The sequence below is a fragment of the Alpinimonas psychrophila genome, from assembly GCF_014137865.1.
Lineage (GTDB): Bacteria > Actinomycetota > Actinomycetes > Actinomycetales > Microbacteriaceae > Alpinimonas > Alpinimonas psychrophila.
In genome coordinates this window covers 327,037-353,154 of record NZ_JACGWU010000001.1, presented here as the reverse complement: position 1 = coordinate 353,154, position 26,118 = coordinate 327,037, and the positions used below count along the sequence as shown (strand labels likewise).

The following is a 26,118-nucleotide window of genomic DNA, read 5'->3' as shown; positions in this document are numbered from 1 at the left end:
CGTGGCGTCTCGCCACCGCCCGAGAAGCAGAACACTAGACAGCCCGCCAAGGGCAGGCCGGAGATATGGACAGGCTCGCGCCACGTGGAGGCTGCTGCTACTCGCGGAGGGTCGCTCCGAAACGGGAATGAGCCAGGGCAACGCCAGCATCCTTAGACACCGTTGCCTCGGCCGCCGTGAGCGTGCGGTCCTTGGCACGGAATCTGAGAGCAAAGGTAAGGGAGCGCGAGCCGTCGGTGACGCCGGGGCCCTCGTAGACATCGACGAGTTGGGCATCTTCGAGAAGATCTCCCGCGCCTTCAATGACGGCAGCCAAGACATCGCGGGCAGGCACCGTCGAGACGACAACCAGGCTCAAGTCCTGAGTGGCCGCGGGCATGGTCTGGATATCATGCGCCCGATGGGGAACCCCAGCGTGCGCGATGATCACATCGAGGTTGATCTCGAAGGCGGCCACAACGCGCGGCAAGTGGAACTCCTCGGTGACCGATGGCACGAGCTCACCGGCAAAGCCGACGACCTCATCCGAGCCGTTATTCGAACCGTTATTCGAAACGTTATTCGCTGAACTCGCAATCACGATCTCAGCCGTGCGACCAGGATGGAATGCCCGATGCGCTCCCTGACGAACGGCGAGCTTCACGCCCGAGGCCAACGCAATCTGCTGGATGGAGGCAAGCGCATCCTGCCAATCGAAAGCAACCGGCTTCTGGCCGGGCTGGCGCTCGAGAGCATCACCAATGAGAACCCCGGAGACGAACCGAGGCTGGGGAGGAATCGCGGCGTGGAGGGCGGCTTCCTGCTCGGAGGTGGGCCGAACGGCACCGGCGAGCAAGCCGTGACCGTAGGTAACCCCAGCGGCCGGCAGGAACACGAGACCGGTCTCAAACAGCGACACGCTGGTGAGCCCGCGGGATCGATTGCGCGCGGCCGTTGCCAGCAATCCGGGAAGCAGCGAGGTGCGCATGTTGCCCTGCTCGCTATCCAACGGATTCACGAGGGTGACCTGCGGGATGCTCGCCGCGACAGCATCGCCGAAGAGGTTATTCGTGGTCTCGTCGAGGAACGGGTAGCTCAAGATTTCCGTGTGTCCGGTCGCGGCCAAGGTCTCGCTCACGCGGCGGCGAACCTGCTGGGCCACCGTGTAGCCGCGGCCGGGAGGGGCAACCGGCAGGACAGCGGGAATGAGGTCATAGCCGACGATACGGGCAACTTCTTCGGCCAGTGTCCACTTGTCGGTGAGGTCGGGGCGCCAGGACGGTGGGGTGACACTGAGCCCCGTTGGGGAAGACGTGAGCGTTGCCCCAATTTCACTCAGCGAGGAACTCACTTGATCGGCGGTGTATTCGTAGCCGATCAGGCCAGAGACGAAACCGGTCGGAAGTTCGATAGCGGATGCCGCTACAGACGCGTTGAGGTTCGAGCCGGCGTCGTCAATGGTTCCGCCCGCGAGATCAACCAATAATTGCGCAACCCGGCCAACCGCAACCACGGCAACCTCGGGGTCGACACCGCGCTCGAAACGACGCGACGCCTCCGAGGGGAGCTTGTGGCGCCGAGCGGAACGGGCAATAGTGACGGGATCGAAGTTGGCAGCCTCAATCAGAACGTTGTGGGTCGCATCCGTTATCTCGGTGGTGGCCCCGCCCATGATCCCCGCCAGACCGATGGGACCGGAATTGTCGGTAATGAGCAAGTCTTCGACAGAAAGGCTACGCACCTGGTTGTCGAGGGTCGTAATTTTCTCTCCCTCCGTCGCCCGGCGCACCACGATGCCCCCGGAAAGGGTGTCGAGATCGTAGCCATGCAGTGGTTGACCGAGCTCAAACATCACGTAGTTGGTGATGTCCACGATGAGGGAGATTGAGCGCACGCCGACCAGCCTGAGGCGAGCCACCATCCATGGTGGCGTCGGCTTGGTCGCATCTACGCCGCGTACGACACGAGTAACGAAAGCGGATGCCCCCGCGCGCCCGCGAATGGGGGCATCATCAGCGATAGTCACGGGAAACTCGGTGCCAAAAGAGGTGGCTACAGGGGCTGCGCCGGTCGCCGGCAAGTACAATGCTGGGTCGCGGAAGGCGGCACCAGTGGAGTGGGCGTACTCTCGGGCGACACCTCGAACCGAGAAGGCGTAGCCACGGTCGGGAGTCACGTTAATTTCAACGGCGGCGTCGTTCAACCCCAGGAGTTCGAGCGCGTCGGTGCCGACCTCCGGGTCCACGCCCATTTCGGCCAGACGAACGATTCCGTCGTGACCTTCGCCGAGGCCTAGTTCTTTGGCCGACGCCATCATGCCATCGGAAACGTGGCCATAGGTTTTACGAGCCGCAATCGGGAACGGGCCAGGAAGGACCGATCCGGGAAGGGTAACGACGACTTTGTCACCCACGAAGAAGTTGCCGGCACCGCAGACGATACCGTGCACGGGATCCCCGCCATCGGCTGCTTTCTGACCATCGGCCGCCACTCGAACCTGGCACCAGCGAATAGTCTTGCCGTTGCTCTGAGGTTCTTCCTCAAACGAGAGAACCTCCCCTACAACGATGGGGCCACTCAGTGCAAAATCGTGCAGGTCTTCTTCTTCAAAACCAACCTTCACCAGGGCGGCGTGAACCTGCTCCGGGGTCGTTCCTGGCTCGAGATCAACGTACTCGGCAAGCCAACTCAACGGGATACGCATCAGACAACCATTCCAAACTGCTGGCTGAAGCGAACGTCGCCCTCGACCATGTCGTGCATGTCGCCGACCTCGTTGCGGAACATGAGCGTGCGTTCCACGCCCATACCAAAAGCAAAGCCCGAGTAAACCTCGGGATCAATTCCCGCCGAACGCAAGACGTTCTGGTTGATCATGCCGCAGCCACCCCACTCAATCCAGCGAGCACCGCCAACGAAAGTTGGGTGCCACACGTCGAGTTCGGCGCTGGGCTCAGTGAAGGGGAAATAGTTGGGGCGCAGGCGAATCTTGGCGCCCTCGCCAAACATGAGGCGGGCAGCGTGCTCGAGTGTGCCGCGCAGATGCGCCATGGTCAGACCCTTGTCGATGGCGAGGCCTTCAAACTGGGTAAAGACCGGAGTGTGCGTGGCATCCAGTTCGTCTGTGCGGTACACGCGACCGGGAGCCAGAATGTAAATCGGTACCTCACGCTCAAGCATGGTGCGGACCTGCACGGGCGAGGTGTGGGTGCGCAGAACAAGGTGCGCTTCAGCGGGCTCCACAAAGAAGGTGTCTTGCATGGCGCGCGCGGGGTGATCCTCATCAAAGTTCAGGGCGTCGAAGTTGAACCACTCGCTTTCCAGCTCGGGTCCCTCAGAAATTTCCCAGCCCATGCCCACGAAGGCGTCGCAGATGCTCTCTTGCAATAACATCAGCGGATGCCGTGCTCCGGCACTCCAGCGACTTGCGGCTGCGGTTACGTCAACACTCTCGGCCGCAAGCTGCGCCTGCTGTTCCACAACGAGAATCTCTTCTTCGCGCACGGCAAAGGCTACGGCAACGTGACCCTTGGCCTGGCCCATCAATTTGCCCGCTTCGGCCTTGGCCTCGGGGGCTACGGAGCGCATCAACGCGTTCAATTGTGACAGCGGGGATGCCTCACCGAGGTGAGCGGTTCGCACTACCTTCAGCGCGGCGGAGTCGGCGGCCACGGCGATGGCGGCGAGCGCCGAACTGACAGCAGCTTTTACGGCAGATTCGTTGATTTCTATAGGGGCAGACACGAGACCCAATCTTACTTTGTGCGGTGCGGGAGCTCGGTACTGAAAGACGAGCCTAAGAAATCGCCGAGCCACATTCGCACATCCGCCAAGGAACGAGCCGAGATCGTTCCGGCTCGAGAAGAGATGCGTTCGCGCGAAATCGTGCGCACCTGCTCCGTCATAGCCCACGACTCTTGACCGAGACCGGCATTCACTGAAATTGGGATGTGATTGGGCCAGCGCCGGTTTCGACTCGTGATGGGAATAACGGATACGAGGCGGGTCGCCAATTCAAGATGAATATCACTCGATACAACCAGCATTGGCCGGCGGCCCCCCTGCTCTCTGCCTTGTATGGGATCCAAATCCGCCCAGACAATCGCGCCTGGGATCAGCGAGAGCTCAGGCATTACCGGCATCCGTTAGCTCCACGGTTTCCCACATTTCTGTTTCTTCACGCCAAGATTGCATGTCCGCCTCGGACGTGTTGGCGATCGCCGCGCGCAGCGCGTCGAAGCGAAGTTCGCGATCCGCGAGATCGATCAGCATGTCGAGGTACTCGTTAATGGTGCGCTTAGCGCGCTGGGCATGACTCTTCAGCCGATCACGGGTCACCGGCGTGACCTTAATCGTCGTCATTGCGGTAGTCATACTTTGAGTATACCAAAAGGCATACTCTTCGATGATTCTTGCCAAGCATTATGCTCGCAGGTGTTGTCACGTTACGCGGAGTCGGATTACAGCGCGTGGAGGCGCAAGAACTCCGCGACGTCTTCGATTTCTTCAACCGAAATCGAGTGCCCGACGTTGGAATACAGTCGCGCGTCGAGATCGCTGTGCTCCGGAAGCCACTGGCGTGTGAAGGCGACGAGGTCTGGATGAATGACGGGATCGTGGGGATCGCGCGCCCAGAAGACTGGTGGGAGAACGGCGGCGAGCCGGGCATCCCGCTCGCGACCCGACGGCGTCTCGTCATCCACGGCAAAACCGGCGAGCACAATGCCCGCGTTGAAACGCTCGGGGGCATGGCGCAACAGCTGAAGGGCCATGACGCCACCCTGCGAAAACCCGAGCACGGCGATGCTCGGAAGTTCGCCCACCTCAGCTTCGAGGTCATCAATCCACGCCAGCAATGACTCGGTAGACGAGTTGACCTCGTTGATATCCCGGTTGAGCATGCCGGTAATCGGGTCAGGAGTGATGTGAAACCAAGTGAAGCCGGGACCCGAGGCGTTTTGCCCACGAAGAGACGCAACGACAAATTCCGGGGGCAAAAACTGTGCCAACGAAAAGAGGTCGCCCTCGTTTGAACCGTAGCCGTGCATCATGATGAGCAGCGGGCGATCGGCCAGAGCGGAGGCGACCTCGTTCCGAGGAACCGACCACCGAACAACGGAGCTATCGATGGGCGGTGTGATCATTTTTTAGCTCACACCCAGAAGGTCGATGACGAAAATGAGCGTCTTGCCGGAAAGGTTGTGACCGCCACCAGCGGGGCCGTATGCCTGTGCGGGAGGACAGACCAACATGCGACGGCCGCCGACCTTCATGCCGGGGATGCCTTCTTGCCACCCCGAAATGAGCGAGCGAAGAGGGAAGTTGATGGAGGCACCGCGGTTCCAGGAAGCGTCGAACTCTTCGCCGGTTTCGTATTCGACGCCAACGTAGTGAACGTCAACGGTTGAGCCGGCGAGGGCTTCGGCGCCGTCTCCGACAACCATGTCGACAATTTCGAGCTCGGCGGGGGCTGGGCCCGAAGGGGCATCGATTTCTGGCTTCGTAAGTTTGGATTCAGTCATGCGTTAATACTGGCAGAGTGGAGCTGTGAATGGCTCCCCCGTGACCGACCCCGTTGGAGAAGACTCCCGCGTAAACGCCCAACACGTGGGAACGCTCGGTTTGGCCCAGGGAACCGCGTTGTACATCGCCTCCGTGCTCGGCACCGGAATCTTGGTACTCCCCGGGTTGGCGGCGAGTGTTGCCGGGCCCGCATCCATCATTTCTGTGCTGGCCGTCTTTGTTCTGTCGATCCCCTTGGCCGGAACTTTTGCCGTTCTGGCTGCTCGGTATCCCGATTCCGGCGGAGTAGCCAGCTACGTTCGCCGCACGATGGGCAACACGTTCGCCCGCATGACGGGCTACTGGTTTTATTTCGGGGTAGCCGCCGGAATGCCCGTAGTGGCCGTTCTGGGTGCGGAGTACGTTGTGGCCATCATCGGCGCGGATCGAACGGCATTGCTTATCGTTGCGGCCGTCATTTACCTTCCCCCTTTTGTGCTTAACCTGTTTGGCGTGCGACTGGCAGGCTGGGTGCAATTGGGGCTCACGGCATTGCTTATCGTCGTCGTTATTGGTGTCGTGGCCTACGGGATGCCCGCCGTGCGCCCGGGGAATTTTCAGCCGTTCTTCCCCCACGGAATAACGGGTATCGGTCAGGCCATCAGCCTTTTTGTCTGGGCTTTCGCCGGCTGGGAAGTCGGCACGCACATCGCGGCGGAGTTCAAAAATCCGCGTAAAGTTATCCCCCTTGCCACCGGCATCGCCCTCGTTGTCGTGGGCGTCGCCTACCTAGCGCTGCAGTGGATTACCGTCGGCGTTCTCGGCGAAAAAGCCGGTGAGGGCACGGTTCCTCTGCTGGCGCTGGTGGATGCAACCGCCCCGAAAGCCGGCGCCGTCATCATCGCCAGTATCGCTGCCATTGTCTCGCTCGGGGTACTGAACGCCTACCTCGCCGCCGTGGGAAAACTCGGTGCGGCGCTGGGGCGCGATGGCGATCTCCCCCAGTGCCTCTCCCCCGGATCCGAAGCCAACGAGGTGCCTCGGCGCAGCCTGCTGATTGTTCTCGCGATCTCCGTCTTTTTCTTTGGCGTTCTCGTGGCGCAAGACTTTAACCTGTTGGTCCTCATCCCTATTCATCTCTCGAGCATGATTTCGATTTATGCCCTCGGAATGGTCGCCGCGGTTCGCATCTTTGACCGCTGGAGTTTCTCTTGGTGGCTTGCCGTCATCGCGACCGTCATGACCGCCGGACTCCTCGCCCTTGCCTGGGCAAATCTCTATGTGCCTCTCGGCATAGCTCTCGTCGCCGTGATGGTGGGGCTCGTGAAACACCGCACTCTTCGCGTTCATGGCGATATGGCGGGTTAGAACGTCAAGCCTGAGCGCGTGAAGCTTCGGGCGTGAAGCTTAGAGCTCCTCGTGGGTGTTGGGGTCTCCGCCCCAGAGTCGGCCACGTTCCAGACCGGTCAATGCTGTCATTTCGTCTTCTGACAGCGTGAAGCCAAACACGTCGAGGTTTTCCTTTTGTCGACTGGGCATGCCGGACTTGGGGATCGCTATGAGCCCCATTTGGGTGTGCCAGCGCAGCACTGCTTGAGCTGGGCTAACACCATGAGCCGTTGCAGCGGCGAGAACAGCAGGTTCAGCGAGGAGATCTGTTCCCCTTCCGAGGGGGCTCCAGCATTCTGTGACGATGTTGTGCGTAGCGTGGAACGCCCGCAACTCTGCCTGCGGAAAGTAGGGGTGAAGTTCAACCTGATTGACAGAAGGCACAATGCCGGTTTCGTCGATCAGTCGCGTGAGGTGTTCCTGGGTGAAGTTGCACACACCGATAGACCGGATCAGACCATCTTCCTTGAGCTCCATCATGGCCTGCCAGGCATCCATGTAACGATCGACACTGGGGTTCGGCCAGTGAATGAGGTACAGGTCAACAACGTCAATGCCGAGCTTCGCTCGCGAGGTCTCAAACGCGTTCATACATTCGTCGAAGCCGTGCCCAGACCCCGGAAGTTTGGTCGTAATAATGAGGTCTTCGCGCGCGACACCAGACTCCCCGATTGCGCGCCCCACCTCACCCTCGTTGTCATAACTTGCCGCGGTATCGAGCAGGCGGTAACCGCTGTGAATACCAGCGACAATGGATGCCACCCCCTCATCACCCACCAACTTGTACGTGCCGAGGCCAATCTGTGGAAGAACAAGGCCGTCGTTGAGAGTGCGAATAGGGATTGTGCCGGAGGAGGTCATTCCTAAATTCTAATGAGGGAGACGACATCTCCATTGGCCGGAGTGCGCATGGCCCGGTGCGCGTGGCCCGGTGCGTTTGACCTTGGATGTAAAAAATCATTGTGCGTTCGAAATATGTGGCGCACACTGAAAGAACTGATTTACTCATCGCCCGGTTGATCTGGATGGCATTGCCTCGATCCCGGGCGGTGAGTAGTTTTATGAGTACGATGACAAACCCAAATTTTGCGAACGACCCCGAGCAGACCGAGTCAGATTTGGTTCGGCTTGAACGGCGCTGGACTGAGCTCCTGAGTGAGCTTCGGGTAGCCCAAACCGGCACTCAAATATTGACGGGTTTCTTACTTTCCCTCGTGCTTCAACCGCTCTTCCAGAGCATCACCGCGGGCGAAAAGCTTCTTTATCTGTGCCTCGTTATTCTTGCCGTTTTGGCAACAGTGCTGGCCATTGCCCCAGTGAGTTTTCATCGAGCTGTCTTTGGCCGCCCGGGAGCCAAGGCATCCATTGTGGCTTCGACGCATTTGATTCTTCGCTTGACGTTGGTCGTCATCTCGCTCGTGCTTTCCGGAACGGTGGCCTTTGTTTTCGCAATTGCGGTTGACGAGTCCGCCGGAATCATCGCCGGAATCATCGCTTTCATCGGCATCGGAATCGCGTGGGTCGTAACTCCGTACCGTGCACTGCGAGGTCTCCCCCGCTAATACACCGTTACCCTTGAAGGTATGCGGTTTTCACATCTTTATAGCCCTCCTTCCGATGCCACACCTCGTTTTGCCGCCCTTATCAGTGCCGCTGACGGTTCTTTGACCGGGGCACTTTTTGTTGACGAACTCCTCGACGAGGCGCCCCGCGACCTTCAAGAGTTTCTTGAAAGTGACCCCGTGACGCAGCGCCGGGTACGCGACACCATTTCCGTCGCCCTGAAGAGCGGCGCTTCCCTGACTCCCCCCGCGGAGTTTTCCGTCGGGCCGGCCATTCTTCGCCCACCGGCGATCATTGCGATTGGCTTGAATTACGCTGACCATGCCGCGGAACTCGGGCTGGATCTCGCCGCCGATCCGACAATCTTTGGGCTCTGGCCGAACTCGTTGGCCGCCGATGGAGACGATCTTTCCTGGCCGGAAACTCTGAGCGCCGCCGTGGACTTTGAGGTTGAACTCGGTGTCGTCATCGGGCGCGATGTCAAAAACGCAACGGTAGAAACGGCCCTCCAAAGCGTTTTTGGGTACACGGTTGTCAATGACATTACGGCTCGAGATATCCAATTTCGGGAACAACAGTGGATCCGCTGCAAATCATTCGATGGATTCACGCCGGTGGGGCCCGTTGTCGTAACCTCTGACGAGATTGCGGACCCCCAAAACCTGCGGCTCCTCACGACCGTCAACGGGGTTGTTTTTCAGGACAGCAATTCGGCGAAGATGATTCGCTCGGTCGCGGAGTTGGTCAGCTTCCTTTCACAAGGCATCACACTGAAGGCAGGAACGCTGATTTCGACCGGAACCCCGGCAGGAGCAGGGTTCTCACGCGAACCGAAGGTTTTGCTCGGTGAAGGCGATACCGTCGTGGTCACTATTGAGCAAATTGGCTCGATTTCAACGACCTGCCACGTCACGCACGAGAACTAGAACTTCTGGTCTCCGGGACTTCGGGACTTCGGGACGTCAGGACTTCGGGACTTCAGAAGTCGGGGACTTCGGGACGTCAGTCCTACGCTTGCATGCCCGATATTTTGGCCGGCGACATTTCGCGCAACACGTCCTCGCGCGTCATGAGGCCTGCCTCGACCACAAGATCTGCGACCGGGCGACCGGACTTCAGCGCTTGCTTTGCGAGTTCCGAGGCGGGTCCATAGCCAATAAACGGGATGAGGGCCGTGATGACCCCCACACTTGTGGAGACCATGCCCTCAAGCCGTTCGACGTTCGCGGTGATACCGTCGATGCAGTTCACGCGGAGGGTGAGGCAGGCCTGCGACATCCAGCTCACGCTCTGAAGGAGTGAGTAGGCGATCACGGGTTCGAAGGCGTTGAGCTGCAGTTGGCCGGCTTCGGCCGCCATCGTGACCGTAACATCGGCACCCACAATGGCATACGCCACCTGACTTACGGCTTCAGGAATGACGGGGTTCACTTTGCCAGGCATGATGGACGACCCCGCTTGACGTGCCGGCAAGTTGATTTCGCCGAACCCGGCTTGAGGGCCGGAGGAAAGCAGGCGAAGGTCATTGCAGATTTTGGAGAGCTTTATGGCGGAGCGTTTGAGAGCACCGCTGAACGACATAAACCCGCCAACATCGCTCGTTGCTTCGATCAGGTCCGGGGCAGTTTCGAGCTTGAGCCCGGTGATTTTGCTGAGGTATTTGACGACAACGGCGGAATAGCGTGCATCCGCGGTAATTCCCGTGCCAATCGCCGTGGCGCCTAAGTTCACCTCGGACAGCATCCAGATCGTCTCGGTCAGCCTGTCGTAATCTTCGCCGAGGGTGGTGCCGAAGCCATGAAACTCCTGTCCTAATGTCATCGGAACAGCGTCTTGCATCTGCGTGCGCCCGACCTTCAAAACATGCTTGAACTCGACCCCCTTGGCAAAGAAGGCGTCCCGCAAAAGACCCAGTTCCTCAAGAAGGTGGCGTAGCGAGAAGGCAAGGGAAATTTTCACGGCCGTCGGGTATGAATCATTCGTCGACTGAGACCTATTCACGTCATCAATCGGGTGAAGGAAGTGGTACTCGCCCTTGGCGTGCCCCATCAACTCCAGGCCGCGATTTGCAATGACCTCGTTGGCATTCATGTTGGTCGAGGTCCCCGCGCCGCCCTGAATCACACCGACGACGAATTGGTCATGCCAATGGCCTTCAATGATCTCTTGGCAGACGTGATCAATGACGTTTGCTTTGTGCTCATCTAAAACGCCGATTTCGGCGTTGGCCCTTGCCGCGGCCTGCTTCACACAGGCAAGCGCGATGATGAGTTCAGGAAAAACGGAAATGGGCCGCTTGGCAATGGGAAAATTCTCCATAGCCCGTGCGGTGTGCACCCCGTAATACGCGTCTGCGGGAACTTCGAGCGATCCCAACGAGTCGGTTTCCGTTCGGGTCACGCTCGGATCGACGGGTATTTGAGCATTCCCCGCAAAGTTTCCCACACTATCGGTGGAGGAAAGAGACAGAGTGTCTATTGGCCTGGTGGATGGGGTGGCATCGAACACGGATATCGGCTCCAGAGGCGACGTCGCTCATTCGGCGGCGGCTACAGTCCCGAGTCTAGGACGAAAGTCGCCGCAACATGCCGCGAATGAACTTCTTCTTGCCCTCCGTGTAGGGCGGAAAAATGAGCCTCAGAGTTTCGGGCCGCAACGGCTTGGAAAAGATCGCTTTGCGATGGCTGAAGGTATCGAAGGATCCTTTACCGAGGTAAGAGCCCATGCCACTGGCGCCAACGCCACCGAACGGCAGCTCAGGGACGCTCAGGTGCATGACGGCCGTGTTGAAGTCGATGGCTCCTGAGCTGGTCCTCTCGAGGAAGGCCTTGCGAACCGCAGCATCATCTGAAAAGACGTAAAGTGCAAGCGGCTTGTCGAGCGTCAAAATGAAGGCAATCGCGTCATCGATGCCTTCCACTGTGATCATCGGCAAGACGGGGCCAAAAATTTCCTCCGCCATGATCGGGGCGCGCCTCTCAACATCGGCGAGAATGGTGGGCGGAATGAAACGCGTGTCGGGGTTGCAGCGACCGTCAGCGACGACGCGACCGTCGCTCAAATATTCGACAAGCCTGTCGTAGTGGGCTCCATTGACGATGCGGCCATAGTCAGGGCTCTTCTCCGGTTCAGCGCCAAACAAGGAGGCGATTGCCGCCACGAAATGGGCTTCGAGGGCCGCCTGAATCGATGCACTCACCAGAATGTAATCTGGGGCCACGCAGGTCTGACCGGCATTGAGAAACTTTGCCCAGACAATGCGCTGGGCGGCGGCTTCAAGGTCTACCGAGTCGTCGATATACAACGGCGATTTTCCTCCCAACTCCAACGTGACGGGGGTGAGATTGACGGCCGCAGCGGCCGCAACAATGCGACCAACTCGGCCATTGCCTGTGTAAAAGATGTGATCGAAACGCTGTTCCAGCAACCAGCCGGTTTCTTTGGCCGCACCCTCAATGACATGCACAGCGCGCGTATCCAGATAGACCGGAATCAAGGCCGCGAGTGCGGCGGAGGTTGCCGGACTCAATTCGCTGGGCTTCAAGAGGACACAGTTGCCTGCCGCGAGCGCCCCCACCACGGGGGCTAGAGCGAGCATGAGGGGATAGTTCCAGGGGGCGATGACCAAGGCGACTCCCAGCGGTTCGCTCACGATGGAGGCCCGGGCCGGCATCATAGCTAGGGGAACCCGAACCCGTTCACGCGAGAGCCACTCCCCTAGATTCTTCAGGGCGTTCGTGATCTCCCCGATGACAATTCCAATTTCTGTCAGCTGCGCTTCGGTGGCGCTCTTGCCGAGGTCGGAGAAAAGGGCGGCTTCCAAGACGCTTTCGTTCTCAACGATCATGTTGCGTAATGCGCCGAGTTGGTTCTCACGCCATTCACGTCTTTTTGTTACTCCAGAATCGAACGTTGCGCGCAGGGAAAGGACCGCAGTAGCGGCATCCGACTTCTTGATAAGCGTGGTCATGCACGATACTTTACGCTCCCGCGCCCAGACTCTTGGGGACACGCAAAAGGGGCCGGACCTCGATGGCCCGACCCCCTGATTACTGCAGTGAAGCTAAGGCGGCTATTTTGCCCCGTCAACCCCGTCCGAAGCCAACAGTTCTTCCTCAATTTTGCCGCCGTAACCCTCAGCCTGAGGGTCTCCGTGGAGCCCGCCGGAGACGGCATACTCCTCTTCAGGAGAAAGCACGAGGCGCTTGCGGCCATAGAAACCGAAGATGAGCAACATCACCACGTAAACCACAGCAATGGCTGCGATTGCCGGGCGAGCAGGCTCGTTGATAAAGAAGCCGAAGAAGATGGCCACCGAGATAACGCCACCGATGATGGCGCCGGGAACGCCCCAAGGACTGACGTAGGGTCGCTTCGCGTTCGGGAACTTCTTGCGAAGAATCAGGAACGAAATCATCTGCAGCACGTAGGCAATGACAGCACCCCACACAGCAATGTTCAGCACGATGGCACCAGCAACTCCACCCGCGCCACCGAGCGAGTCGACGACTACCAGGGCGATGAAACCAATGACCGCTCCGACGATGAGAGCGACGTAGGGAGTTTCGCGCTTACCTGTAAGGGAGAGCATCTTGGGGTAGTAGCCGGCACGAGAAAGCGAGTACATGTTGCGCCCGTACGCGAACATGATTCCCTGGAGCGATGCCAACAGGCCGATCAATGCAAACAATGCCAGGATGGCCGCCGCCTGGTCTCCCACAATTACGCGGAACCCATCAAGAAGTGGTTCGCCGGCCGTTCCCGCAGCATCGGCACCGATCAGTGCCGTGTTGAGGAAGAGGACGAGGAGACCCGTGATGATGAGGGTGGTTCGGGCCCAGAGGCCTGCCTTGGGAATGTCGCGAACCGGATTGTGCGACTCTTCTGAAGCGAGGGGGAGTTCTTCAATTCCCAAGAAGAACCACATCGCAAACGGTAAGGCGAACAGGATGGGCGTGATCCCGTGAGGCAAGAACGCCGTCTGGCCAGCATCCGGAGTTATGTTCCACAGTGACGCCCAGTCGAGCTTGCCCGAGGTGAGGGCCATGACGGAGAACACTGCCAAGATTGTCAACGAAATAATGGAGACGACAATCGCGAACTTGAACGAAATGGCAGAGCCTGCAGCGTTCAGCGCAATGAAGACCACGTACAAGACGATCCACCACATCCATAGCGGCATGGTGAAACCAAGCAACGTGGAGGTGATCGAGTCAGCGTAGGAGGCTGAGAAGTAGACGATGACCGCCGTCGTCGCGACATACTCGATGGTCTCCGCGAGACCCGTAACGAATCCGCCCCACGGCCCCATTGCCGATCGAGCGAAGGAGTAAGCGCCGCCGGAGTGGGGCATAGCCGACGCCATTTCTCCGATGGAGAAAATCATTCCGTAGTACATTGCGATCAAGAGAATGAAGGCGATGAGCATGCCGCCGAAGCCGGCGTACGCAATACCGAAGTTCCAGCCGGAGAAGTCTCCGGAAATGACCGCAGCAACGGCGAGACCCCACAGGCCCCAGATTCCGGCGGAACGCTTAAGAGTGCGTTTCTCGAAATAGCCAGCTTCAGCAGTGGTGTACGTCACCCCTGAGACTTTCAAGGTGTCTTTGGACATAAAAGTTTTCCTTTTCGCTCTGGTTGATTGATTACTCCAGGGAGGCTGGAGCACACAACGCTGTGAGTTTCCTTGGAATGACTATAGAGCTCTATTTGCTCGATGTAACTACCTTTAGCAAAAACTTTGTGTTAACTCCGCTGGCTACTTGAGCAAGAAATGGTGTGATTCGAGACCGAGCTGTGTTCTAATGGTGGGAATCCCAACCTCAACGCAGAGAGGCAACATGACACGCGCATCCGGATACCTGACCCCCGATGCTCTGAAAGCGCTCGTCGCTAACGGAGAAATCGACACCGTCATCGTGGCTTTTACCGACATGCAAGGACGCCTCGTCGGCAAGCGCATCTCGGCGCGACTTTTCGTGGAGGACACGCTCGATCACGGTGCAGAATGCTGCAACTACCTCCTTGCTGTTGATGTTGAGATGAATACAGTTACTGGTTTTGAAATTTCGAGCTGGGAACGTGGCTACGGCGACATGGAGATGATTCCCGATATCTCAACACTGCGGTTGGCCCCCTGGTTACCCGGCACTGCCCTCGTCACCGCCGACCTCAAATGGTTGGATCACGAACCCGTCGTGCAGTCACCGCGCCAAATTTTGCAGGCCCAGATTGATCGGTTGGCCGTCCACGGCCTCGTTCCCTTTGTTGCTACAGAACTGGAGTTCATCGTCTTCGATGACACGTACCGCGAGGCGTGGGCCAAGGGCTACCGCGATCTGCGCCCGGCCACCGATTACAACATTGACTACGACTTACTAGCCTCAACGCGCATGGAACCGATGCTGCGCGATATTCGAAACTCCATGGATGGCGCCGGCATGTACTGCGAAGGCGTCAAAGGCGAGTGCAACTTGGGCCAGCAGGAGATTGGCTTTCGCTACGCCCAGGCCATGGTCACGTGTGACAACCACTCGATTTACAAGAGCGGTGCTAAGGTCATCGCCGAGAAACACGGCAAGTCCCTTACTTTTATGGCCAAGTTCAACGAGCGTGAAGGCAACAGCTGCCACATTCACATCAGTCTGCAGGGAACCGACGGTACTCCCGTCTTCGCGGACAAAACTGCCGAGCACGGCATGAGCAAGCTGTTCCGGCACTTCCTCGCCGGTCAAATCGCCGCGATGCGCGAACTGTCCATGTTCTTCGCCCCCAACATCAACTCCTACAAGCGCTACGTAGACGGCAGCTTTGCCCCCACGGCTGTGGCCTGGGGTCTTGATAACCGCACGTGTTCCTTGCGGGTAGTGGGGCATGGCCCAGGGATGCGAGTAGAACAGCGCGTGCCGGGCGGCGATGTCAACCAGTACCTCGCCGTTGCAGCTCTCATTGCCGCCGGCCTCCACGGCATCGAAAACGAACTCGAACTTGAGCCCCTCACCGAGGGAAATGCCTACGTTGGAGACGCCCCGCGCGTTCCCACGACCCTTCGTGAGGCGGCAGCCCTGCTGTCACAATCGGCCATTGCCCGCGAAGCCTTCGGCAACGAGGTCGTCGATCACTACCTCAACTATGCCCGGGTCGAGCTTGCCGCCTATGACAGTGCCGTGACCGATTGGGAACGCATCCGTGGCTTTGAAAGGCTCTAACATGACCCTTGCCCCATCATTTCGGCCGATGATCGGCCTCACGACCTACCTCGAGCAGGCTACGACCGGGGTCTGGGATGTTCAGGCTGCTTTTTTACCGAAGATCTATTTTGAAGCAGTGAACTTAGCAGGCGGAATTGCTGTGCTCATTCCGCCCCAGCCCGTCGATGCCGGCATCGCCAACCGCATGCTGGATGGCCTCGATGGCCTCATTATTTGCGGCGGCAAAGATGTCGATGCTGCGCGCTATGGCCAAGAAGCTCATCCCAAGAATGACGATCCCCGTCCTGACCGCGACGCCCTCGAGGACGAACTTCTCAGTGCCGCCATCATTCGAGGCGTTCCCTTCCTAGGAATCTGCCGAGGCGCTCAAATATTGAACGTGAACCGCGGCGGCACCCTGATCCAGCACCTCCCCGACGTGATTGGCGCCGACACGTATCAAAAGGGCAAGGCGGAGTTCAATAGCGTGGATGTGGAGGTCGCCAAGGATTCCCTGCTCGCAACAGTCCTTGGCTCAACGGAGCCCGTGGCCGGTGACATGTACCATCACCAGGCGATCGGCGTGTTAGGAACTGGGCTCACGGTCGTGGGTTCAACGAGCGATGCCGTGATTGAAGCCATCCAACTGGAAGGCGTTCCCTTCGGGCTTGCCGTGCAGTGGCATCCGGAACAACGCCTCGATGACATTCGTCTTTTCGAGGGGCTCGTCGACGCTGCTAAAACCTACGCCGCAAAAACCCATGCTGCTAAAACCTCTGCCAGCACTTCACGATCCGGGAGTCCCTCATGAGTTACACCATCATCAATCCCGCCACGGAAGAAGTCGGCGAGACGATCGAGCACCTCGACCTCGAGCAGGTGGACGAGGCCATTGCGAGGGCAGCCATCGCGCAAAAGGAGTGGGCCGCCCGTAATCCCGCCGATCGCGCTGCCGCGCTCCGTTTATTTGCCGATGCCGTGGATAGCGACACCGAGAACTTGGCCCGACTCGAGGTGCGCAACTCGGGTCATCCCATCAGCCAAGCACGCTGGGAAGCGGAGCACGTGCGCAACGTTCTCGAGTACTACTCCGCCACTCCCGAACGACTCTTCGGCAAGCAAATTCCCGTGGCCGGTGGTCTCAATGTCACGTTCCAAGAGCCCCTCGGTGTGGTCGGTATCATCACGCCATGGAATTTTCCCATGACCATTGCCTCCTGGGGTTTTGCGCCTGCACTGGCCGCGGGAAACGCCGTCCTCCTCAAGCCTGCCGAGTGGACGCCGCTGACGAGCATTCGCTTAGGAGAGCTGGCACTGAAGTCCGGAATGCCGGTGGGCCTCTTTCAAGTTCTTCCCGGTCGAGGATCAGTTGTGGGCGAACGCTTCGTCACAAACAAAACCGTTCGAAAGGTTGTGTTTACGGGCTCGACAGCGGTCGGTAAACACATCATGGCCGGATGCGCCGACCAGATCAAGCGCGTGACGCTTGAACTCGGCGGCAAAAGCGCCAACATTATCTTCGCCGATGCCGACCTCGAAAAAGCCGCCGCTGCCGCTCCCTACGGAGTCTTTGAAAATGCCGGCCAAGACTGCTGCGCTCGGAGTCGCATCCTGGTTCATCGAAACGTCTACGAGAAATTCATGGAGCTCTTGGAACCCGCCGTTAAGGGCGTGAAGGTTGGCGACCCGAACGATGAGGCGACCGAAATGGGGCCCTTGGTTTCAAAAACACACTTCGACAGCGTCACGTCGTTTGTGCCCAACGATGCCCCCATTGCGTTCCAAGGCTCGGCCCCCAGCGGGGCCGGCTACTGGTTCGCTCCCACCGTACTCACGCCGACTTCTCGATTGCATCCCAGTGCCGTAGAGGAAATCTTCGGTCCCGTCGTCACCGTGTTGCCCTTTGACGATGACGATGACGCGATTGCCTTGGCAAACGCCTCAGACTATGGTCTCTCCGGTTCGATTTGGACCCGAGATGTTGGCCGCGCGCTCCGAATCGCTCGCGGTGTCGAGTCGGGCAACCTTTCAGTGAACTCCCACTCCTCCGTTCGCTACAACACGCCCTTCGGCGGTTTCAAGCAGTCGGGGTTGGGGCGCGAGTTGGGGCCCGATGCCGCGCTTGCTTTCACCGAAACAAAAAACGTCTTTATTCCCGCCGACTAACCCCACCCTCACCCAAGAAGAGAGCCATTATGAGCATTGAAAAAATAGATCTCACCCAACGTTTGGCCGGCAAGGTAGCGGTCATCACCGGGGGCGCGAGCGGTATTGGCTTTGCCACCGCCCAGCGTTTTGCGGCGGAAGGGGCCATCGTCGTTATTGGCGACATGGATGTCGCCGCAGGCGAGAAGGCCGCCGCGGCCGTGGGCGGATTATTCGTGCAGGTCAACGTAACCGAAGAGGATCAAGTCGACAATCTCTTCAACACCGCCTACAAGGTCTACGGTTCCGTTGATATCGCCTTCAATAATGCCGGAATATCACCCCCAGAAGACGACTCCATCGAAACTACCGAGCTCCCAGCTTGGCAAAAAGTACAAGACGTCAACTTGAAGTCCGTCTACCTGTGCTGCCGTTCGGCCCTTCGCCACATGGTTCGCCAGCAAAGCGGCTCCATTATTAATACCGCCTCTTTCGTTGCGGTTCTCGGATCCGCCACGTCGCAAATCTCCTACACCGCCTCCAAAGGTGGCGTTCTAGCGATGAGTCGTGAACTTGGTGTTCAGTTTGCACGCCAAGGGATTCGCGTCAATGCTCTGTGCCCAGGTCCCGCTGACACTCCGCTCTTGCAGGAGCTATTTTCGAAGGATCCGGAACGTGCCCAGCGCCGCCTTGTCCACATTCCCATTGGCCGATTTGCCAAGCCCTCGGAGCTCGCGGCCGCGGTAGCGTTTTTGGCCAGCGATGATTCCTCCTTCATCACCGGATCAACATTCCTCGTGGACGGTGGAATTTCCGCGGCCTACGTCACTCCCCTATAACGAGAATGAAAGAACTGCTTCTTCGCCCCGTGCGCGGGGGCAACGCTTTCGAGGAAACAATAGAGCGACTCTTGCAAACGATTCGCTTAGGGTTGGCTTCGCCTGGTGACCAATTGCCCCCCGAACGTGAGTTGGCGGCCATGCTGGAAGTCAGCCGCGATACTGTTCGGGAGGCAATTTCTTCGCTGGTCGACGCCCACTATCTCGTTGTTCGTCGCGGGAGATACGGCGGAACATTCGTTGTAGACGTTGTTCCCTCCGGTGCAATTACGTTAGGGCGGGACGGCGAACTCCTTACCCGCACACACTTCACGCCCGCCGAGATTGCCGACATTCTCGTGCTCCGCGAAATTCTTGAGACCGGTGCCGCGCGGCACGCGAGCGTTCGGGCTCTTTCAGCGGCGGAGCGGGAGCAACTCTGGGCCGTATTGGGAGAAAGTCGCACGGCGAATGATTCGGATTATCGCCGACTCGATTCGCGCCTTCATCTCTTCATAGCGGAGCTGACCGGTTCCTCCACCCTTCTGGCCCAGGTTGCCCACTGTCGAATGCGCATAAACGAATTATTGGACGGCATCCCCCTGCTTTCTCCCAACATCGCGCACTCCAACGAACAGCACGAACAAATTGTGCTGGCGATTCTGACCGGTGACGCGCAGGGGGCAGAAGCGGCGATGCGTGACCACGTGTCGGGTTCGGCGTCTCTCCTTCGGGGATTCTTGGCCTAATAGCCCAAGCATCACCTGAATCTTTGCGTCGTCACATCTGATTTTGGTGCGTAGCATTGAACCATGACACGGGCGAATCCTCCTTCAGCAGTAGACCTCGAAGCCCAGGGAATTACCCTAGATCAGCAAATTCCGGCCCACGCCGTCATTCGCGATGTCCCCCTCATAGGTACGACCGAAAATGTCACGCTCACAACGACACTGCTCGCTCCGCCGAATGGTGTTGCTGAACGCGGCGTCGTCCTGTTCACGCCCGGTTTTACGAGCTCACAGGCAACGTTTTACCCCATCATGGGGTTTCTCGCCGAGCGCGGATACCGGTGCATCACGTTCTCTCAGCGCGGCCAGCCCGGCTCGTCAGGGCCGTCACACCCTGAGGACTATCCGTTGTCCGCTTTGGGTAATGACATCATCGTCCTCCTAGATGAGCTCGGCTTCGCCTCGACTCCCGTTCATCTTTTGGGCCACAGCTTTGGCGGCGTCGTGGCGACCGAGGCCATCCTCACGCACCCCACGCAATTTGCATCGTTGACCCTGTGGAACTCCGGTCCGAAGAAAATGGATGATGATTTCGCCGGCCTGATCAAGGCCCTGCATACCCAAGGTCCCCGAGCCCTCTGGGTGAAAGACCGAACCGATGCAGGTCTTGACCCCGATGCCGACCTCAACGGGACCCTCAATAATATCGAACAGTACTATTTTGATCGCCTCATGGCGACCAACCCCGCCCAGCTCGAGGCTGCCCTCACGATTCTCGCAACCCAGCAGGACCGTACAGAAGCACTGGCCGAGATACGAACGGAGACCGGCCTTCCCGTGCTGATTTCCCACGGCGCGCAAGATGACGCGTGGCCGATTGAGTGGCAACGCGAAATGGCGCAGGCGTTGAATGCCGAGTATTGGGTCATCGCCAATGCCGGTCACTCCGCGCACGCCGATCGTTCCTACATTAGCGCCCAACTGTTAGCGACCTTCTGGGACACCGCACTCTAGGTTTGCCGGTGGATCGTGACGTCGATCGCGATGTGGATCGATGTGTCGCTAGCCGTCTTGGCGGTCGATGGCCCGTTTCAGAACGTGCATCAGAGCCTCGAGCTGCACTGAATCCTGAGATCCGGGCTCGACATTGATGCCCTCAAGAGCCCGAACGGCCAGGCCCTGCTTACTGTCAATGAGCTCGGCAATCTTCGCGTCAATGGTCTGAGCGGCGATGATGCGCCAGGCGGTGACCGGCATTTCTTGACCGATACGGTGAACCCGGTCAATTGCTTGCGTCTGCTCCGCGGAGGTCCATGACAACTCCGCCAAGACGACATTGGAGGACGCCTGAAGATTCAGGCCCACACCGGCTGCCGTCAACGAACAGACCGCGATTTGAACCGTTTCATCCTTATTGAATGCATCAATGGCGATCTGGCGTGCGGGTGTTGTCTGGTCACCGCGAATGGAGACGTGCTTAATACCTTGAGCGGTGAATGCTCGTTCGGCCCGGTCCATGACATCGATGTGCTTAGCAAAGAAGACAACCTTGCCCACGGAACGAGCCAGTTGAGCAGCGTAGTCCGATGCCAGCCCCGCCTTCGCTTGGCCAATCTTGCGCACCATCGTGAAGACGTTTTCGCCTGTTTTCGCGCCCTTGGACTCGTCGAGCTCGTTCTGAGCCACCAGACGGATGAGGTCGGCGGAAGAACCGCGGAAACCACCGGCCAGGCCCATTCGGTTGTACTTTTCCAGCAGTCGTTTTGCCAATTCTTCTTCGGCAGCCCGAATTGAGCTTCCCAACTCGTCATCGAGTTCAACAGGTAAGTCGACAACGCGCTTTGCCGGGAGGTCCTTGGCCACGTCAATCTTCTTGCGGCGAACAATTCCAAGGTCAATAACAGTCTCGCGAGCCGAGGCGTAGAAGCCCTTGTCGGCCGGTGTGAGGCCCACGGACTCAAGCTTGGCCAGGAGTTCGGCCGAGGGCTTGTCGCCGTCGATCCAACCCAAGAACTGCCAAATTGCTCGGAAATCATCTATATCGTTGATCAGTGGTGTGCCGGTCAACGCGATTCGCAGAGGATTATGGCCGGGGGACCCTGCCACAATGCGGTTGGCGAGGGCCAGAACGTTCTTCGACCGTTGAGACGCGAGGTTTTTGATGAAGTGCGCTTCATCAACGACCATGCCTTTGAAGCCCATCTCGCCGATCCACGAAAGATGGCGATCGATGACCTCGTAGTTGACGATAATGACATCGGCGAACGCATCCACTTCTTGACCGTCACCGTGGATGACCGTTGCCCGGCGACCGGGAATCCAACGCTCGACTTCTCGCGCCCAGTTCATCTTGACCACATTTGGGACGACGGCGAGAAGCGGAAAAGCCCCCGCAACAGAGGCCGCAATCAGGCTCTGGGCCGTCTTGCCGAGTCCGGGCTCATCAGCCAGAAGGAATGTGCGATGTCCCTCACGGACGCTCTCGATGAAGCGAATCTGGTGAGGCATGAGTTCTCGCCCCTTGGGCGAATAGCGATCGAGCTTGGGAACGTTCGGCATGGGCATGCAGGCGGCACCCCCGCCGGCACCGGTTTCGAAGGACTTGAAGAGCGGGCCCAAAAGTTCCCAATTGGAGAGTCGCACCATTGGCGCCACAGTTACGTGAGATTTCTCAAAATCCGGTTCGAGAAAGGGCATCGACCGCAGACGCGCCTTGACTGATATTGGCAGAACCTGCTTCACCGCAAGTTCGGGAGAAAGCTTGTGCGCAACCTTTGGCACGTGCATTTCGGTTGTGATGATGAGATCTTCTGGGGCTACGACCGTTCCCGACTCGACGAGCCAGTCGCGGCGCATTTTCTGGGCCACAGAGGATGTGGCGTGGTCTTCTTCAAGCAGACTAATCAGTGAGGTGTCACGACCAGCAGTCTTGGCCAAAATCGTTGCAACGCCATCGAGACGCTTCATTTGCTCCGCGCGGGAGGAATCAGAAAGCTCAACGTCGGCCTTGACGCGGGCGCGTTCCTCTCGGACGAGGAACGCTATGACTTGAAACTTGGTGCGGTTGGTCGGTCCAACTTTTTTGCCCGTTTGGGCCTTGGCTTCCACCTCGCGCACCTTGCGAGCGAGAATGGGAATGAGCCCCGAGTTATCGAGGGCGTTGCGGCGAGTGCCGATGCGAGCCACGTGATCTCCTGTTTATGTGCGACAGCAACGTCTGGACTATTCGCCCCCAACGATGCCTTTCCAAACCAACCCACTGACGTTGCGCAACTCGCATAAAGCGAGGGCGACGTAAAAAACGCGGTTCTGGTTCCGCTTTATTCTAGCCCTTTGGGGCGGGCGTCTTAATCATGAAGCCCCCCAGGAAAAAAATTGCCGCCGCGGCGGCTTGCCCCAGCAACCAGGGTTGTCCCGAAAAATTGTCGCTAATGCGCACGATGGGGTTAAAGACGACCGCCACGATTCCGAACAGAACGATGAATACCGCCGTCTTGGGGTTGTGAGCCTGAACGGCAAAAACACACATAATCGCGGCCAGAATGCTGACAGCGAAGAGGACCGTGAGAAACCATTCGCTTCCCATGACAACCATGCCGATAAAGACGGCGCTCACACCCAAGATTCCGGGGACGATGCCCGGACGAATCATGTCCGGTTGGCGTGAATGTTGAGTGCTCATTATCTTCGAATTCTATCGACCAGAGCTGGGTGTTGGCCCTAAACCCCGCCGCCACCACCGCCGCCACCGCCACCGCCCGAGAAACCGCCGCCACCACTACCCCCCATGCTGGAGCTGGAAGATGCTCCCGCCCAGGATGAACTGGCCGTCGATGCGAACGTCGAAAGTGAGGCCGCGAACAACATCGCATTGAATCCCGAAGTGCCTCCGTACCACGTGGGTTGCGTATCACTGGCCGCGTAGAGGTTCGCTAACTCTGTGGACCACTCTTTTTCAAGACCGAAAAGAACCGCGTAGGGCAAGACTTTTTCGGTGAGCTTTAGCCGCAGTCGCAGGTCAGTGGTATCGACGGGAACCCTCAACGTTCCCTTAGGAGATTGGAGGACGCGAAGGCGATCCGTCTCCGCCAGGGAAATATACTCGCGTAACCCTTTCAGGTGGTCGCGTAAAGCTGCGCCGGATGCCGTGAGGGGGTGAACATTGACACTAAAGACGAGGGTCAACAGCGCTGCCACGACGACCAGCATGGCTAATAAGAAGGGAGTCGCCCCACCCAGCTCCTCGGCGGCCATAGAAATTGCCAAGAGAATTGCCGTTATCGCGACGAGACCGGAAACGCCAATGAGGACGCTCGGGACTATCGTGCCGATAGACCCGCGAATGCCGGAATTTCGCGACGAGCCGGCAACGCGGGACCGAAGCTTCGATAGTTTACGATTCACGCCCACATCGACCGCGCTGAGTCCACGTTGCGCCCCCGGAACCAGTTGGTCCCCAAAGAGTGCCGCCAAAAGCTCCCGTTCCTCCGACTGCACCCCCTCCGGCGAAATCAGTTCAAGAACAAATTCCTGCCCGGCCTTAGTTCCCCGGCGCCCCCACGCGCTCGGTCCAGATAAGGTGATTTCGCCTTCGTCCAAGATGCGGAGGTTACCCGAGACCGCGAGGCTCATGATTGCCGCGGCGACAGCCTTGCTGGAACGCCCAAAGACCGTTGCCGCCATGAGGGGTGTGATTGTCGGCGGCGGACCATATTCGGCGACAATGATGCCACGCCCCGGGTGGTCACGCCACCGGGTGCGCCGAATGATCAGGGTGAGAGCAAATATTCCCACGCTCACAATGGCCAAGGCTAGTAACGGGATGGCCCAGGGTGAGGCGAAATAGGCCGTTTGACGCTGTGCGAAGGTCCCCGGGGCAAACTCGATGGCCACCGTGAGGTTCTCGCCCGGAGCCAATCGTTTTGCCCTGGCCGTGAATTGTGCAGTCACGCCCAGGGCAGCCCGATCGAGAGCCGAGCAGGCCAGATGTGAATTGGCCGCCCCTTGATAGCATGCCGCCGGGCCGGTGAGGGAACTTGCGAGCCATCCCGGCATCAAGACGACCGCGACGACATTATCGAAGGGTTGCGCCCATCCCGTGCCGTTTACGTCCCAGTAGAATTCCTGCTTACCCCCGCCATCAGCCGGCTTAAGAATCACGTCGCGCTGCGTGTACGTGAGAACGTACGTGTTATCGCCGTGAACGAAGTTTTCTGAGGCAATGGTCACGACCAAGAATCCCCGTGACTCTTCTGCCGTGTAGGGCAGCGCAACCCCGTTGCCGTCTTCAACGGATTCAAGTCGGAGATTGGTGCCATGGCCGTCATAGTCGACAGGAATCGCCCGCTGAATACCATGGTTTTGATCAGACTCGGGAAAAACCGCCGTCAGTTTCTCTATGGTCGTCAGAGTGGAACGACCCGTCCCATCAACGCCGAGAAGATAGGTGGCGTGCATCGATGAAAATGAGAAATCATTGACGTCGGCAGCAGCTGTAGAAACAGAAAAGCCGCCGCCTAGAATAGTGGCTCCTGCGAGCAATATTCCGACAACGACTTTTCGAAACCAGTTGTTCATGACTCTATTCTGCGCCACATTCTGTGGGCGCAGGGAAACTACGGGCGTCGGTAGCGAGCGACCTCTGGACAGTCAAAGGGATCGCGGGCAGCGAGGCCGACGCGGTTCAGATATTGAATGACGATGCCGTAGGAACGCATTAGCGTCGTCTCGGTGTACATAATGTTCTGCGCCTCGCAATGAGCGATGACCATTTCACGAGCCCTGGCCAAGTGAGGACGGGGCATATTGGGAAATAAGTGATGCTCAATCTGGTAATTGAGCCCCCCCATGAAGGTCGCCATTCCGCGGCCGCGGATGTTACGCGAGGTCAGAACTTGCTTGCTCAAAAAGTCCACTTTGGCGTCTTTGGCGATCATAGGCATGCCCTTGTGGTTCGGAGCGAAGGATGCGCCCATGTACACGCCAAAGACGGCGAGTTGCACACCCAGGAACGCAAAAGCCATTCCCATGGGGAGCATCAGGAACAAGACGGCAACGTACGCGGCCAACCGAACACCGATGAGAGAGAGTTCCAGGGCGCGACCCTGAATGCGCTCCTTCTTTTCAAAAAGCGTGCGAATGGACAGGTAATGCAAGTTCAGACCCTCAAGAGTGAGCAGAGGGAAGAATAGGTAACCCTGGCGTTGGGCAATCCAGCGCATTAAACCACGCTGCTTGGCAGCATCTTCTTCGAGAAACGCAATGGTGTCGTATTCGATGTCGGGGTCTTTGCCAATGGTGTTCGGGTTGGCGTGATGGCGAGTGTGCTTGGTCATCCACCAGGCGTAGCTAATGCCCACAACTCCAGCGGCAAGAAAACGACCAATGCGGTCATTGGCTCGGCCAGAATCGAACACTTGGCGATGAGACGCCTCATGGGTGATGAATGCAAACTGGGTCAGAAGGATTCCTAAACCACCGGCAATGAGAAGTTGGAACCACGAATCGCCGATCATGATGAACCCGGTCATGAGCCCGCCGAGGGCCACGACGAGAAGAGCAAAGAGGGCAATATAGAAACCGCGAGTCCGCCGAAGAAGCCCCGCTTCTTTCACTGACTTCAGAAGGACACTGTAGCTATTGACAAGTGAGGGGGCATTTGGGTCACGAGTAATGGTGTTTCGGATGGGGCCGAGAGTTGCACTCTGCAGGGTCATATCGCCATTTCTAAAGCTTGAAGCAACTTTTCAGTCGCGGGGGGGCGGTGCCACTTGCGAGATACAAAGAACACTAATGACAAATGTA

General features: G+C 58.5%; 23 protein-coding genes. 9 read left to right on the top strand and 14 right to left on the bottom strand.

Annotated features, from left to right (window positions below; genetic code table 11):
• Window positions 1–97: 97 nt before the first annotated feature.
• The 6 genes from pheT to FB555_RS01590 all read right to left on the bottom strand — a co-directional run bounded on the left by pheT (window position 98) and on the right by FB555_RS01590 (window position 5,501).
• Window positions 98–2,683: a phenylalanine--tRNA ligase subunit beta gene (gene pheT / locus FB555_RS01615; protein ID WP_182483696.1), complete on the bottom strand. Its 2,586-nt coding sequence runs from the start codon at window positions 2,681–2,683 to the stop codon at window positions 98–100.
• Window positions 2,683–3,723: a phenylalanine--tRNA ligase subunit alpha gene (pheS, locus tag FB555_RS01610; protein ID WP_182483695.1), complete on the bottom strand. Its 1,041-nt coding sequence runs from the start codon at window positions 3,721–3,723 to the stop codon at window positions 2,683–2,685. The genes pheT and pheS overlap by 1 nt, the downstream gene beginning before the upstream one ends.
• 11 nt (window positions 3,724–3,734) lie before the next feature.
• Complete coding sequence (locus tag FB555_RS01605) at window positions 3,735–4,112, bottom strand: type II toxin-antitoxin system PemK/MazF family toxin (RefSeq protein ID WP_182483694.1); 378 nt, start codon at window positions 4,110–4,112, stop codon at window positions 3,735–3,737.
• Entirely contained in the window at window positions 4,105–4,341 is a 237-nt protein-coding gene (locus FB555_RS01600) for a hypothetical protein (RefSeq protein ID WP_182483693.1), read from the bottom strand. Before FB555_RS01600 ends, FB555_RS01605 begins: the two co-directional genes overlap by 8 nt.
• Before the next feature lie 98 nt (window positions 4,342–4,439).
• A complete protein-coding gene (locus FB555_RS01595; RefSeq protein WP_182483692.1) occupies window positions 4,440–5,123 on the bottom strand; it encodes an alpha/beta hydrolase in 684 nt (227 codons plus the stop codon).
• 3 nt (window positions 5,124–5,126) lie between these two features.
• Window positions 5,127–5,501, bottom strand: a complete 375-nt coding sequence (locus FB555_RS01590; protein WP_182483691.1) for an FKBP-type peptidyl-prolyl cis-trans isomerase — start codon at window positions 5,499–5,501, stop codon at window positions 5,127–5,129.
• A gap of 40 nt (window positions 5,502–5,541) precedes the next feature.
• Between FB555_RS01590 and FB555_RS01585 the strand changes: the two genes are divergently transcribed.
• A complete protein-coding gene (locus tag FB555_RS01585; RefSeq protein WP_182483690.1) occupies window positions 5,542–6,849 on the top strand; it encodes an amino acid permease in 1,308 nt (435 codons plus the stop codon).
• A 39-nt stretch (window positions 6,850–6,888) separates the two neighbouring features.
• Here the strand turns inward: FB555_RS01585 and FB555_RS01580 are convergent, their stop codons facing one another.
• Complete coding sequence (locus FB555_RS01580) at window positions 6,889–7,731, bottom strand: aldo/keto reductase (protein ID WP_182483689.1); 843 nt, start codon at window positions 7,729–7,731, stop codon at window positions 6,889–6,891.
• Between the two features lie 200 nt (window positions 7,732–7,931).
• On the opposite strand from FB555_RS01580, the gene FB555_RS01575 reads away from it, so the two are divergent.
• Together FB555_RS01575 and FB555_RS01570 are read left to right on the top strand one after the other, a co-directional pair.
• The gene (locus FB555_RS01575) at window positions 7,932–8,432 is read left to right on the top strand and encodes a DUF6328 family protein (protein WP_182483688.1); all 501 of its coding nucleotides are present in this window, start codon (window positions 7,932–7,934) and stop codon (window positions 8,430–8,432) included.
• A gap of 21 nt (window positions 8,433–8,453) precedes the next feature.
• Window positions 8,454–9,359: a fumarylacetoacetate hydrolase family protein gene (locus FB555_RS01570; RefSeq protein ID WP_182483687.1), complete on the top strand. Its 906-nt coding sequence runs from the start codon at window positions 8,454–8,456 to the stop codon at window positions 9,357–9,359.
• Window positions 9,360–9,441: 82 nt separating this feature from the next.
• Here the strand turns inward: FB555_RS01570 and FB555_RS01565 are convergent, their stop codons facing one another.
• The 3 genes from FB555_RS01565 to FB555_RS01555 all read right to left on the bottom strand — a co-directional run bounded on the left by FB555_RS01565 (window position 9,442) and on the right by FB555_RS01555 (window position 14,047).
• Complete coding sequence (locus FB555_RS01565) at window positions 9,442–10,833, bottom strand: aspartate ammonia-lyase (protein ID WP_343046368.1); 1,392 nt, start codon at window positions 10,831–10,833, stop codon at window positions 9,442–9,444.
• A 163-nt stretch (window positions 10,834–10,996) separates the two neighbouring features.
• Window positions 10,997–12,403, bottom strand: a complete 1,407-nt coding sequence (locus FB555_RS01560; protein ID WP_182483686.1) for an aldehyde dehydrogenase family protein — start codon at window positions 12,401–12,403, stop codon at window positions 10,997–10,999.
• A 102-nt stretch (window positions 12,404–12,505) separates the two neighbouring features.
• Complete coding sequence (locus tag FB555_RS01555; protein ID WP_182483685.1) at window positions 12,506–14,047, bottom strand: amino acid permease; 1,542 nt, start codon at window positions 14,045–14,047, stop codon at window positions 12,506–12,508.
• A 226-nt stretch (window positions 14,048–14,273) separates the two neighbouring features.
• Here FB555_RS01555 and FB555_RS01550 point away from each other — a divergent pair, with 226 nt between their 5' ends.
• The 6 genes from FB555_RS01550 (at window position 14,274) to FB555_RS01525 (ending at window position 20,328) form a co-directional block, all read left to right on the top strand.
• Complete coding sequence (locus FB555_RS01550) at window positions 14,274–15,641, top strand: glutamine synthetase family protein (protein WP_182483684.1); 1,368 nt, start codon at window positions 14,274–14,276, stop codon at window positions 15,639–15,641.
• A gap of 1 nt (window position 15,642) precedes the next feature.
• Window positions 15,643–16,434: a gamma-glutamyl-gamma-aminobutyrate hydrolase family protein gene (locus FB555_RS01545; protein WP_220475731.1), complete on the top strand. Its 792-nt coding sequence runs from the start codon at window positions 15,643–15,645 to the stop codon at window positions 16,432–16,434.
• Window positions 16,431–17,789 (top strand): aldehyde dehydrogenase family protein, encoded by a 1,359-nt coding sequence (locus FB555_RS01540; RefSeq protein WP_182483683.1) that lies wholly within the window; start codon window positions 16,431–16,433, stop codon window positions 17,787–17,789. The genes FB555_RS01545 and FB555_RS01540 overlap by 4 nt, the downstream gene beginning before the upstream one ends.
• Before the next feature lie 29 nt (window positions 17,790–17,818).
• Window positions 17,819–18,607 carry a 3-oxoacyl-ACP reductase gene (locus FB555_RS01535; RefSeq protein WP_182483682.1) on the top strand — a complete coding sequence of 263 codons (789 nt, stop codon included), beginning with the start codon at window positions 17,819–17,821 and terminating at the stop codon, window positions 18,605–18,607.
• 5 nt (window positions 18,608–18,612) lie between these two features.
• Window positions 18,613–19,335, top strand: coding sequence for a FadR/GntR family transcriptional regulator (locus FB555_RS01530; protein ID WP_182483681.1), 723 nt, complete (start codon window positions 18,613–18,615; stop codon window positions 19,333–19,335).
• Window positions 19,336–19,398: 63 nt separating this feature from the next.
• Window positions 19,399–20,328 carry an alpha/beta fold hydrolase gene (locus tag FB555_RS01525; RefSeq protein ID WP_182483680.1) on the top strand — a complete coding sequence of 310 codons (930 nt, stop codon included), beginning with the start codon at window positions 19,399–19,401 and terminating at the stop codon, window positions 20,326–20,328.
• Window positions 20,329–20,376: 48 nt separating this feature from the next.
• Here the strand turns inward: FB555_RS01525 and FB555_RS01520 are convergent, their stop codons facing one another.
• The 4 genes from FB555_RS01520 to FB555_RS01505 form a co-directional block, all read right to left on the bottom strand.
• Complete coding sequence (locus FB555_RS01520; RefSeq protein WP_182483679.1) at window positions 20,377–22,500, bottom strand: SNF2-related protein; 2,124 nt, start codon at window positions 22,498–22,500, stop codon at window positions 20,377–20,379.
• A gap of 139 nt (window positions 22,501–22,639) precedes the next feature.
• Window positions 22,640–22,996, bottom strand: coding sequence for a DUF6804 family protein (locus FB555_RS01515; protein WP_182483678.1), 357 nt, complete (start codon window positions 22,994–22,996; stop codon window positions 22,640–22,642).
• Between the two features lie 38 nt (window positions 22,997–23,034).
• Window positions 23,035–24,891, bottom strand: coding sequence for a DUF2207 domain-containing protein (locus FB555_RS01510; protein WP_182483677.1), 1,857 nt, complete (start codon window positions 24,889–24,891; stop codon window positions 23,035–23,037).
• Window positions 24,892–24,929: 38 nt separating this feature from the next.
• Window positions 24,930–26,030, bottom strand: coding sequence for a fatty acid desaturase family protein (locus tag FB555_RS01505; RefSeq protein ID WP_182483676.1), 1,101 nt, complete (start codon window positions 26,028–26,030; stop codon window positions 24,930–24,932).
• Between the last annotated feature and the right edge of the window lie 88 nt (window positions 26,031–26,118).